Source organism: Roseibium sp. HPY-6 (genome assembly GCF_040530035.1).
Lineage (GTDB): Bacteria > Pseudomonadota > Alphaproteobacteria > Rhizobiales > Stappiaceae > Roseibium.
Genome location: NZ_JBEWCD010000001.1, coordinates 1082754 through 1095052, shown reverse-complemented (window position 1 = coordinate 1095052; position 12299 = coordinate 1082754). Strand labels below are relative to the sequence as shown.

Annotated in this window: 9 protein-coding genes; 8 read left to right on the top strand and 1 reads right to left on the bottom strand. The window is 53.8% G+C overall.

The window, feature by feature from the left end; genetic code table 11:
- Positions 1–4 precede the first annotated feature (4 nt).
- Positions 5–2266 (top strand): hypothetical protein, encoded by a 2262-nt coding sequence (locus ABVF61_RS05190; RefSeq protein WP_353992452.1) that lies wholly within the window; start codon positions 5–7, stop codon positions 2264–2266.
- Between the two features lie 38 nt (positions 2267–2304).
- Here the strand turns inward: ABVF61_RS05190 and ABVF61_RS05185 are convergent, their stop codons facing one another.
- Complete coding sequence (locus ABVF61_RS05185; protein WP_353992451.1) at positions 2305–3045, bottom strand: GlxA family transcriptional regulator; 741 nt, start codon at positions 3043–3045, stop codon at positions 2305–2307.
- Positions 3046–3330: 285 nt separating this feature from the next.
- On the opposite strand from ABVF61_RS05185, the gene ABVF61_RS05180 reads away from it, so the two are divergent.
- The 7 genes from ABVF61_RS05180 (at position 3331) to ABVF61_RS05150 (ending at position 12286) form a co-directional block, all read left to right on the top strand.
- Positions 3331–4491 carry an acyl-CoA dehydrogenase family protein gene (locus tag ABVF61_RS05180; RefSeq protein WP_353992450.1) on the top strand — a complete coding sequence of 387 codons (1161 nt, stop codon included), beginning with the start codon at positions 3331–3333 and terminating at the stop codon, positions 4489–4491.
- Positions 4492–4494: 3 nt separating this feature from the next.
- Complete coding sequence (locus tag ABVF61_RS05175; RefSeq protein ID WP_353992449.1) at positions 4495–6522, top strand: acetate--CoA ligase family protein; 2028 nt, start codon at positions 4495–4497, stop codon at positions 6520–6522.
- Between the two features lies 1 nt (position 6523).
- On the top strand, positions 6524–7306 hold the full coding sequence (locus ABVF61_RS05170; protein WP_353992448.1) for a carnitinyl-CoA dehydratase: 783 nt from the start codon (positions 6524–6526) through the stop codon (positions 7304–7306).
- 10 nt (positions 7307–7316) lie between these two features.
- Positions 7317–8228: a 3-dehydrocarnitine:acetyl-CoA trimethylamine transferase BcoG gene (bcoG, locus tag ABVF61_RS05165; protein WP_353992447.1), complete on the top strand. Its 912-nt coding sequence runs from the start codon at positions 7317–7319 to the stop codon at positions 8226–8228.
- The gene (locus ABVF61_RS05160; RefSeq protein ID WP_353992446.1) at positions 8225–9643 is read left to right on the top strand and encodes a carnitine 3-dehydrogenase; all 1419 of its coding nucleotides are present in this window, start codon (positions 8225–8227) and stop codon (positions 9641–9643) included. The genes bcoG and ABVF61_RS05160 overlap by 4 nt, the downstream gene beginning before the upstream one ends.
- 201 nt (positions 9644–9844) lie before the next feature.
- Entirely contained in the window at positions 9845–10444 is a 600-nt protein-coding gene (locus ABVF61_RS05155) for an FMN-dependent NADH-azoreductase (RefSeq protein WP_353992445.1), read from the top strand.
- A 759-nt stretch (positions 10445–11203) separates the two neighbouring features.
- Positions 11204–12286, top strand: coding sequence for a DUF2336 domain-containing protein (locus ABVF61_RS05150; RefSeq protein WP_353992444.1), 1083 nt, complete (start codon positions 11204–11206; stop codon positions 12284–12286).
- Positions 12287–12299 lie beyond the last annotated feature (13 nt).

Genomic DNA, 12299 nt, shown 5'->3' with positions numbered 1-12299 from the left:
TCAAATGGATCTTGGTTTTGAATTCGGGCTGTCGATCCCATCGATCGCTGTGGGTGTTCCATCATCAGCGACAGACAATATGATTTCGTCTCTCGTGATCGCGCCGGACGGCTGGCAAGCAACCATGACGATCGATCAAGCGGTCGACGGCGGGGTCTATAGTGGTCTCAACAACGTCGTTTCGCCTGGGCTCGAGCTTACTGTCTTGTCAAAGTCCTGGGATGCGGTAGGCAACGAGACCAAACTCCAACGCAAGGTGATCGCGACGTCGGTCATTCGTCAACCGTTCCCGAATGGTGTGCTTTGGGAGGTGACGGAATTCGCGGGCGACCTCAGAGTGGTCATGTCCTTGTCCGACAGGATCTATTCCGACGACATTGTCACCGCGATCGCCGCCGCATCCCTTTACACCAACAATGGAACGGGTGGAGGCGGCGAAGTCAATTCTGGCGGCACCGTGGCGGTCACGAACAATTCGGCGCTTTCTTACTACACCCCGCAGCTTGCATGGCTGGAAGAGGAAGATCAGGAAGTCACCTCCGCTTCGTGGGCACCTAAGCTCTGCATATACCATCGCCACGCACAACAGGGGCGTCCTGTCCGCGCGGTTCAATTCATCGCTTCGGACGGAACGAATACGGTCACCAGCACCGTTTCGACACTATCTACAAGCCAGTACAGCGCGTCGGGCCTCTACGCCAACTACTTCCAGCCGAATTGGGACCTTTCTACTTTCATAGACGGCGAATTCATCACCGTGGATGCGATAATCCATCCCTGGATTGGCGACCCCTTCCAGATTTCGATTGATGGCGAAGCGTACCTCTCCGGAAATATCTCCACGCTGCGCGCAATCTGCAACATCGGCGGAACGTACTACACCCCCGTCTATGTTTTCATCGACGGTGTCGGTGCCGGTTCTCCTGCTGCGAATACGAACGAAGCGACTGCCCGCGCTAATCCGTTCGCGGATATATCCAGCGCTGCCCTGGCCGCCAAGGCGGAAAACTCTGTCCAGAACGGATGGAATAACCTTTCCGGGGTGCGTATGAAGTTCAGCGCAGGCGTTACCTATGAGGGTGCAATGTCCGGCAATATGACCGGGGCAATGGACAAACTTCCCCTCTTTGTTTCAGGTGATGATGCTACTTCACGTTGGGGTGATCCGGGCATCCATTACACGACTGATAACATTCCCAGGAAGATGGTCATCCACAATCTGATCATTCGTAAGAATTCGCAACTTATTTGGATGAACGGAAACAACCAGTCGTCAGGTTTACTCGTCGCCAAAAACTGCACCTTCGAACTAAGCACCGGTCAAAACTACTACGACGCTTGGACAGTTCAATACGGTCGCTGCCAGATCATCAACTGTAGTGGGGAAAACACCGGATTTGGCCATCAGTTCGTCACTAATATTGGCAACACAACCATCGTTGCGGGCTGCACATTCGCGCCGAATACACCTTACAACATCATTGCTTGTAGTGCGGATGGATGGCGGGTTCTTCAAGCCGCGTCTCTTGGTGTACCCAATGGCAGCCTTTGCATGTGGAACTACTTTTCCAAGCCGGGTAACAGTGGACCATCACTTTCGCTAGAAGACACAGCTATTGGTTCGATGGGGTGGGCTGCAGTCGGAAATGTGGTTGAAATCCATACCCTTTTAGGTTTTCAGGCTGCCGCATACATTTCCGGTGATAGCGATGTGACTGCCATCACGAACGTTACCGAGAGCGGTAACACTGTTGTCGGTCAACGCACGAACATCGCGTATCAGGATGTGGGGAATGTCACAATCCTTAAAGACGTGGTCAGTCGTCATTCCTACCACTGGCAGTGGAATTGTAAGACAGATTATTTCGAAGCGGTAACCTCAAGCAAATTCGCAGACGGTAATCGAATAGGCAACTGGGCGATCCGTCACGGTGTCGATACAGGTCCGATGGCTATTCGTGCGGTTTCAGATAATTCGAATTACAGGTTCTCAGCTTGGATTGGTGAAGCACTCGGTGATGCGAAGGCCGATACCGAAGGGCCGAATGATCACATATTCGGTGGAATACTTTCGCTGACCCCTGATTGGGTAAATGATCAATCAAGTGATGTCTCTGGGCCGGGTGGTGGAGACTACACGCCGGGGCCATTGCACAACCTGCCGACTATCCCGGCAGGGCAAACAGAGTTCGCGGTCGATATGCGAGGCCGGACGATCCCGACTGACGGGACGGCTGTTGTCGGGGCGCTTCAGCCGGCAAATTGAGTTCGTTAGATCATCCAAGATTGAGAACTCGCCTGCGGTCAGCCGGAACTCCTGCAGTGTCCGGGAGTTACTCCAAATTCCTGCCTGAAGGCGCGTATCATTGCGCTTGTGTTCTGGTAACCGCACCGTGCTGCAATTTCTTCGATACTCAATGCCGACAGTTCTACCAGGCGGCGCGCCTCGCGAAGTCTTATGCCCTTGTAGACAGACAACGGTGTCATCTTCATCTCGCTTTTGAAGCGCTTCTCAAGCGTGCGTTGATCTGTTCTCAATTTGCCGGCGAGGTCAGGGATCGACAAAGGTGTTTCGATTGTTCGGCGCATGAGAGTTGTTGCGCTGCGCACAAGGGAATCTGTGGACCAGCGCTGCAACGGGCTCTGCATTTCCAGATTGTCGCCGTGCATAAAGAGCGCCGCGATTTCGAGCGCAAACATCGGACTGTGTTCCTGTCTGATCAGTTCCAGCGTCAATTCGAAGGCGGTCGATGCCCCGCCGCAGGTCGCAATGCCCTTCTCAACAACGTAGCGATCTTGAACCACATGCACCTCAGGAAAAGTTTCCATGAAGCTTGTTATTTCGTCCCAGTGAATTGTCGCTCTCAGACCATCCAGCAGCCCTGCTTTCGCCAGCAGCCAAGCACCGGTATCCATTCCGACAAGGTTGGTAAAACGATTGCGTGCCGCACGCAGTGTTTCGCCCATCTTGGGATTTGCCATTTTGGTATAGCCGTAGCTTGGCATTGCGAAAAGATAGTCGCCTTTTGGAGCGAATCTGGACATGGATATTGTCTCAACGGGCAAGCCGCTGGAAGACCTCACCGTTCCTCCATCCAGACTGAAGTGCTCCCACGTGTAAAGCTTTTGCCGCGCAATCGTGTTTGCGGCTCGAAGGGGTTCGATTGCATTTGCAAGGCAATGATTTGAAAAGTTTTCAAAAAGGAGCACGCAGACAGAGCGGATCTTTGCTGAATTTTCCGGAAATCGCATATTTTTTTACCAAAACTGCATATCGCAACATGCCATCTTGTCTCACTCTTCCGAAACGGAGACAAGAGGAGTTATTAGATGCATTTTGGCCTGGGCGAAGAGCAGGAAATGATCGTTTCGACGGTACGCTCGTTCGTCGAAAATGAGATCTATCCGCACGAAGCTCTGGTTGAAAAGACCGGACAGGTGTTCCCGGAGCTAGGTGAAGAGATCAAGCGCAAATGCATCGATCTTGGATTTTACGCTTGTAACTTTCCCGAAGAAGTGGGCGGTGCGGGCCTGAGTCATCTCGATTTTACGTTGGTCGAACGGGAACTTGGGCGCGGTTCAATGGCGCTCACACACTTTTTCGGGCGGCCGCAAAATATTCTGATGGCATGCAAGGGCGATCAGCGTGAACGCTATCTGCTTCCGGCAGTGCGTGGCGAGAAAATGGATGCACTGGCCATGACTGAACCAGACGCCGGCTCGGACGTTCGCGGCATGAAATGTCAGGCCGTGCGTGAGGGTGGCGACTGGGTTGTGTCGGGTTCGAAGCATTTTATTTCAGGCGCAGAACACGCTGACTTCTTTATTGTTTTTGTAGCGACCGGTGTGGATGACACTCCAAAAGGTCCCAAGAAACGGATCACATGTTTTCTCGTTGATCGAGGCACGCCAGGATTTGAGGTCCGAGAGGGCTACAACTCTGTCAGTCATCGCGGTTACAAGAATTATGTCTTGTATTTTGACGGCTGCCGTCTCCCGGACTCTCAGGTCCTGGGCGATGTCGACGGCGGATTTGCGGTGATGAATGAGTGGCTTTATGCAACGCGCCTCACCGTTGCCGCGATGAGCGTCGGCCGCGCGCGCCGCTGTTTCGACCACGCCGTTTCTTACGCTGCAGAGCGGAGTCAATTCGGTCAGCCCATCGCCAAGTTTCAGGGTGTCGGATTTCAGGTTGCCGACATGATTACGGAAATTGACGCGGCTGATTGGCTTACGCTCGCTGGCGCGTGGCGGCTTGATCAAGGCCTACCGGCAAACAGGGAGATTGCCAGCGCAAAACTCTATGCGACGGAGATGCTTTCCAGGGTCACCGATACCACATTGCAAATTCACGGTGGAATGGGGTTGATGGACGACTTTCCGATCGAGCGGTTCTGGCGGGATGCCCGGGTCGAACGCATCTGGGACGGAACGAGTGAAATTCAGCGGCATATCATCAGCCGTGACATTTTCAGACCACTTGGGGCATAAGCCGTGCGAAGCCTCGAGCGTTTGTTTCGCCCCGAATCCATAGTTGTCGTTGGCGGCGGGTTCTGGTGTGAGAACGTGGTGCGGGAATGCCGTAAGTCCGGCTTCGCGGGCAAGATTTGTGCAGTTCATCCAACGAGGGACGAAATCTGGGAATGCCCGGTAGTCCGATCGGTTGCCGAACTTCCCTTTGTTCCTGATGCGGCTTTCATTGGTGTCAATCGACACGCGACAATCGAAACTGTTCACGCTCTTTCAAAGTCCGGGGCCGGTGGTGCGGTGTGCTTTGCATCGGGATTTCGAGAAGCCTCCGCCGAATTGGATGACGGCAATTCCCTGCAGGAAGCTCTCGTGGAAGCTGCTGGTGATATGCCGTTCCTGGGGCCCAACTGTTACGGGTTTATCAATGCATTAGATGGCGCTTCGCTCTGGCCTGACCAGCACGGACTTGCAGGGGCTGAAACAGGTGTTGCGATCCTCACCCAGTCGTCGAATATCGCCCTCAATCTGACCATGCAGACGCGCGGTCTGCCGATTGCCTATTTGGTGACGGCGGGCAACCAGGCACAGACGGGTTTGTCAGCGATCGCTGATGCACTTTTGTCTGATGAACGCGTGACTGCGATAGGGCTTCATATCGAAGGTTTGGACGATCTGGCGGCCTTCGTGGGCTTTGCGCAACGCGCGCATGCGCTGGGCAAACCGGTCGTCGTCCTGAAAGTTGGCCGTTCGCAGCAAGCTCGCACTGCGGCCATATCGCATACAGCATCACTCGCGGGCAGCGCGGCGGGTGCGAGCGCGCTTTTCAAGAAGTTGGGTCTGGCCGAAGTCACCAACCTCGCAGCCTTTTTGGAGACACTGAAACTCCTGCATACTGTGGGGCCGATCGTTGACAACAAGATCGCCTCAATGTCGTGTTCAGGAGGGGAAGCCAGTTTGATCGCCGATGCGGCAATGGGAAGGCGGCTCGAGTTTCCAGCGCTGACCGACACGCAATCGAGAACGCTGCAAGAAGTGCTGGGCGTGAAGGTGGCGTTGGCAAATCCTCTCGACTATCACACTTACATCTGGGGCGACGTTGACGCCATGGGGCGGGTTTTTTCCGCAATGTTGGAGAGCGATGCAGCCATGGGTATCGTGGTGCTGGATTTTCCGCGTCCCGATCGATGTTCTCTGGACGAATGGCTCAAGGTGATTGATGCAGTCGAAATTGCCAGGGAAAACACCAGCAAACCAATCGGAATCCTAAGTTCGCTGCCCGAAAACATGCCAGAGAATGTCGCCCTGGAACTCCTCGTGCGGGGCATTAGTCCTCTTTGCGGTATGGAAGAATCACTCGCCGCGATCGAAGCTGCGGCATTTCTTGGAAACAGGCAGGCGCCCAATTCGATTTTTGTACCAACGGGGTCGATTGAACCGATTAGTCTTGACGAGGCGAAAGCGAAAGACCTCCTGAAGAAACATGGAGTTGCTGTGCCTTGCAAAGCTGTCGCACCTAGTGGAGCATGTGCCGCGAAAGCAGCAGAGGACTTAGGCTTTCCTGTGGTTCTGAAGGGGGTCGGCTTTGCTCATAAGAGCGAAGCCGGCGCTGTGAAACTTGATTTGAACTCAGCCGACGATGTTCTAGTTGCCGCATCCGGAATGGCGTCAGAAACCTTTCTTGTTGAAGAGATGGTAACGGGCGCGCTCGCGGAACTTCTTGTCGGCGTGGTGCTCGATCCTGCGCATGGATACGTTCTGACTTTGGCTGCTGGTGGAGTTCTGACTGAGCTGTTTGATGACAGTGTGTCGTTGATCCTGCCTGTTACGCGCACCGAAGTGGATTGCGCTCTGGAGGAACTTAAGATCGCCAGAGTTCTGAACGGCTATAGAGGCAAGCCTGCCTGCAATCGATCCTTGATCATCGACGCGATCATGGCGGTACAGGCCTGTGCGTTGTCAACAGCGGTTGCCGAAGTCGAAATAAACCCACTCCTGTGCGGCGAAACGTTTGCTGTTGCCGCCGACGCGCTGATCCGATGCGAGGTTTCATAAGATGAGCAGTCCTTTAAAGGTCCGCAAGGAAAACAAGATACTTGAGGTCACGCTGGACCGACCGAAGGCTAATGCCATTGATTTGGCAACAAGCAGAATGATGGGTGAGGTTTTCACCGAATTTCGCGACGACCCCGAACTGCGTGTCGCCATCGTTACAGGCGCAGGCGAAAAATTCTTCTGCCCAGGCTGGGACCTGAAAGCGGCAGCCGATGGAGACGCGGTCGACGGAGACTACGGCAAGGGCGGTTTCGGTGGGTTGCAGGAGCTGAGAGGGCTGAACAAACCGGTGATAGCCGCCGTCAACGGCATCTGTTGTGGTGGCGGGCTGGAATTGGCGCTTTCTGCCGATCTTATCCTCGCGGCAGAGCATGCGACTTTCGCACTGCCTGAAATTCGCTCTGGAACAGTTGCAGACGCTGCCAGCATCAAACTGCCGAAGCGCATTCCCTATCATATTGCCATGGAACTGCTTTTGACGGGCCGTTGGATTGAGGCGGACGAAGCCGCGCGATGGGGCATGATAAACCACATCTATCCGGCTGAAAGACTGATGGAAGAAGCCTGGAAACTGGCCGACCTGTTGGCATCAGGACCACCGCTTGTCTATGCCGCGATCAAGGAAGTGGTCAGGGAAGCGGAAGATCTGAAGTTCCAGGATGCGATGAACCGCATCACCAAGAGCCAGTTCGGAACGGTCGAAACGCTCTATCGATCCGAAGACCAGCTCGAGGGTGCCAAGGCCTTTGCCGAGAAACGAGACCCGGTCTGGAAAGGCCGCTAGGAGTAAAGCAATGCCGCTGCAAATGAACCGGAATGTTTTCATAACGTGTGCCGTGACCGGATCGGGGTCGACCCAAGATAAATCTCCCCATGTGCCGCGAAGCCCAAAACAAATTGCCGAAAGTGCAATTGATGCGGCGAAAGCAGGTGCCGCCGTTGTGCATTGTCACGTTAGGGACCCAGAGACCGGAGCTCCCTCCCGCCGGCTCGATCTCTACCGGGAAGTAACGGACCTTATCCGCGCAGCTGACGTCGACGTTGTTCTAAATCTGACAGCGGGCATGGGCGGCGACATTGTCTTCGGATCGACCGAGGCGCCTTTGCCGGTCAATGAAAAGGGTACTGATATGATCGGCGCCGCGGAGCGCATGGCTCATATCGCGGAGTGTCTACCGGAGATTTGTACGCTTGACTGCGGAACCATGAATTTTGCGGAAGCCGACTACGTCATGACGAATACACCCGGCATGCTGCGTGCAATGGGCAGCATGATGACCGAACTAGGAGTGAAGCCGGAAATCGAGGCTTTCGACACAGGTCATTTGTGGTTCGCGAAACAGTTGGTGAGTGAAGGGACACTGGCATCTCCCGCACTGGTCCAATTGTGTATGGGGGTCCCGTGGGGTGCTCCAAACGATCTGAATACACTTCTGGCGATGGTGAACGCGATCCCGAACGATTGGGCTTGGTCCGCGTTTAGTCTCGGCCGTGACCAGATCCCATATGCTGCAGCCGCTGTGCTGGCAGGAGGAAATGTGCGCGTCGGATTGGAAGACAATCTCTTTCTGGAAAAAGGTGTGCTTGCTACGAACGCCCAGTTGGTCGAGAAGGCGCGGAAGGTCATCGAGGGCATGGGAGCGAAGGTCATGGGCCCGCAAGACGTACGGTCGTTGCTTGGCCTTTCGAAGAGGTCACCAAAATGAAGGCCTGCATTATTGGCGGTGGCGTGATCGGTGGTGGCTGGGCAGCGCGGTTTCTGCTCAATGGGTGGGACGTTGCGGTCTACGACCCCGATCCTGAAGCGGAGCGAAACATAAATGAAGTTCTCGCGAACGCGAGGAGAAGTCTGCCGTCTCTCTACGACTGGCTGTTGCCGCCAGAAGGAGAGCTTGTCTTTCATGAAAGCCTTGAAGATGCGGTGGTAGACGCCGATTGGATCCAGGAAAGCATACCTGAAAGACTTGAGTTGAAACACAAAGTCCTTGGTGCGGTGAGTGAGATCGCACCTGAGGACGCCATCCTGGGATCTTCGACATCTGGTTTCAAACCGTCCGAATTGAACAGTGAGGGTGCAAGAGCGATCGTCGCGCATCCCTTCAATCCTGTCTATCTGTTGCCACTTGTCGAATTGGTGGGTGCGGAGAGTTTGACGGCGAAAGCCGCAAGTATCTTGCGCGAGATCGGGATGTTTCCGCTCACATTGAGAAAAGAAATCGATGCGCATATTGCTGACCGTTTGTTGGAAGCTGTTTGGCGCGAAAGCCTTTGGCTCGTGAAAGATGGCGTTGCGACGACAGAAGAAATCGACGAAGCGATCCGTATGGCCTTCGGAATCCGATGGGCTCAAATGGGAATGTTTGAAACTTACAGGATCGCTGGCGGTGAAGCGGGAATGAAGCATTTCATGGCGCAATTTGGGCCTGCGCTTGAGTGGCCATGGACCAAACTCATGGACGTGCCCGAGTTCACCGACGAGCTTGTTGATCTGATCGCGGGTCAATCCGATGAACAATCGGGCCATATGACAATTCGCGAACTCGAACGTCAGCGAGATGACAATCTGGTTGGCATGATGCGGGCACTGAAAAAAACCGGAAGCGGTGCAGGTGGTGTGATCAATCGGCACGAGTCTTCGCTCTCGGCTCATGTAGACCCGGACTTGCCGGTTACGGGCAGCCGTCAAATCCCTCAAAGCTGGGTCGATTACAACGGACACATGAATGAGGCCCATTATCTTGAAGCGGGCGCAGCGGCAACGGATCGGTTCATGGAACTCATCGGTGCGGATGCGGATTACATCGCTTCGGGCAAAAGCTACTTTACCGTTGAAACCCATATCCGGCATCTCGACGAAATGCACGCAGGTGAGCGCCTCATCATCACGACACAGGTCATGAAAGGCGATGGCAAGAAGCTACATCTTTTCCACTATCTCAAAGGTGCAGACGGCAGGCTTGCGGCAACAGTAGAGACATTTTTGTTGCATGTTGATTTGGCAACCCGTGCCAGCTCACTGCCTGGGGAGCCTGTCGCCACGAAACTTGGTGAATTCGCTGAGGCGCATGCGTCCATGCCGCTTCCTGAGGGCGCGCAGCGGTTTGTCGGACAGAGGGGTTAGTGGTCAGTTTGAGCTAAGCCGCCTTTATTGTCTCACAGGTAAGAGTTACAATTTCTATCCAAATCAAGGCTGCGAGTGTAGCCATATCCGTGTTCAGCGCTCAACAGACTGTTCACTAAAAATAGCCTAGTTTGTAAAAAGAGGCGAAACTATCTTCATTTCATGAACAAGCGATCCTTCGCTTTGAAATTGGAGATCAGCATGAGCAACGCAGCCAAGACCATTCTTCATATCAATGCTTCGGCACGTAAGAACAACTCGGTTACCCGCGAGTTGACGGAAACACTGGTAAAGAGACTGGTCGAAAGAGACCGGGAAGCGACGGTCCTTAGTAGAGATGTATCGCAGGGGATCCCGTTTCTTGACGAAGACTGGGTGGGGGCCAATTTCACTGATCCGGCTGAACGCAGCGCCGAACAACGCATGAAGTTATCGCTTTCCGACACACTGGTGAACGAGTTGAAATCGGCAGATACCATTGTTATCGGGACGCCAATTTACAATTTCTCTGTTCCAGCTGCGCTTAAGGCCTGGATCGATCAGATTGCTCGGGCACGTGAAACGTTTTCCTACACCGAAAACGGGCCTGTCGGATTGCTTGACGGCAAAAAGGCGTATGTTGTCGTGGCCTCCGGCGGTACGAAAGTAGGATCGGAAATTGACTTTGCAGCGACCTATCTGAAGCACGTTCTTGGATTTATCGGTATCAATGACGTTTCGATTATCGCAGCAGATCAACTTATGGCCGACCCGTCCAAGAAACAGACGGCGCTGGAAAAAACACTTCAACTGGCTGCGTAGCCAAGGCTCCGTACAGTGGCCTCGCCCGGAACTTCCAGTTTCCGGGCGGCATCCACACCGTCTCACTCAGTGAGACGATTTACACCCAATAATTGCAATGATTTTCAGTGACGTTTAAACCTGCGACTACGAACCATGTCGTTGGATCGAAGCACATTCGTCAAACTCTGTGTTCAGCTGTGATTTTCAAAAGCCATTCGGTGCCGGCCGACACCTTCTGGTGCGGCGGGCTCGAATGTGAGTGGCTTTTATTTCTTGTCTATCAACACCAATTCGAGTTTAGCTCTAAGGCTTTGTTTTAACTCGTACTCTTACGTCAGGATCATATGATTCCGACGACGATTGCAGCCAGAAAAGCAAATGCTGCAATGAAGGCAATCCTGTTCAGGTTCCGCGCTAGGGTCATCTGTCCGCTCCCGATTACCTCAGTTGACGCCCAGATACTAAGACAGTGAATGTGTGAAACGAAGCAAAAAAGATGCTGCATTGCAATGCAGATATTGCACCTATTGGTTGTGTCTCCTTCGCGCCTTTCATTAACATATTGATTACGAACACCTTACGTTCGAAAAAATGAGACGGAATCTCCCTCGGAGAACCATAAATTTTTTCAGCATGAAAGGCGATTTTACTGCGATTTACGCGCAAGATGAACGCCTGAAGCTGTATCAATTGACCCCGCTGACGGCGCGCTCGCGGTAGCCGATTGTTAAGATGCTCCTGCTACGTTCTAAGAGCGCCTGGCGCAGCGGAGTGCGGATGATCAACCTTTCGAAATTGGCAGAACTGGCGAGAGATACCAGTGCAGTCGGCCGGAAAAGTCTGGTCGGTGCGCTTACGGATCTATTCGTCGGTGCCGGTGATGATCGGGACGAACAGATCAGCCTTCTTTTCGGTGACATCGTCTTGAAGGTCTTGGGGCAGCTCGAAGAAGAAACGCGCATGATCCTCGCCAAACGCGTTTGTCACGAAGAAGACGCGCCGCGGGACCTCATGGTCAGTTTGGCAAAAGACAAGATTTCTGTTGCCGAGCCTGTCCTTGAAAATTCACCATCCCTCACGACTGATGACCTCGTTGAAATCGCTTCCTCTGCGTCCATGGATCATCTGGGAGCAATTGCGGTAAGAAAAACGGTCGATAAAGCTGTCACGTCTGTGTTGGTCGACCGCGGAGACAGCAGGGTTTTGACGAGGGTTGCGGAGAACGAAGGCGCAGAATTTGCCGAGTCCTCCTTCCTTAAGCTTGTCGAAAAGGCCCGCTCGGATGAATCGATCCAAGCCGCGCTTGTCAGTCGCCCTGATCTGCCGGAAGAAGCTGCCCACGCTCTGGTGCCGTTCCTGACAAGTGCTTTGAAAGAGCGGATCACTTCTCTGGGGGCCGACAACACGCTTGTTCACCTGCTTGCGCAAAGAGCTGCAACAGAAGTGGCGGCGAGAGCGCACAAGCTGGACGATGCGCGCGAAGAATCGAATGCGCTCATCAAGGACGTTGTCAGCCGCAAAACCGATATTGACGATGCCGTAAAGACATTTGCAAGATCCGACAGAACCGCTGAACTTGGCATGTTGTTGGCAAAAGTAAGCGAGTTGCCTTCTTCGGCTGTTTCTCAATTGCTGTTCAGCTCAAGCGACAAACCGCTGATTATCCTTTGCAAGGCGAATGGGGTCACAGCAGAAGCCTACAAAGATGTGCTGACCATGCGCGCAAGGCGGTTGCGCATCGGCGGACTGGAACTGAATGCTGCCATTCAGCGCTATGCGGCTCTAAGCGAAGAAGGTGCCAAGCGTTCGTTGGAGACGTTGAAAAAATCCGGCGCAAACTTCGGCCTGAAAACAGGGTAATCCCAGCGGCCGT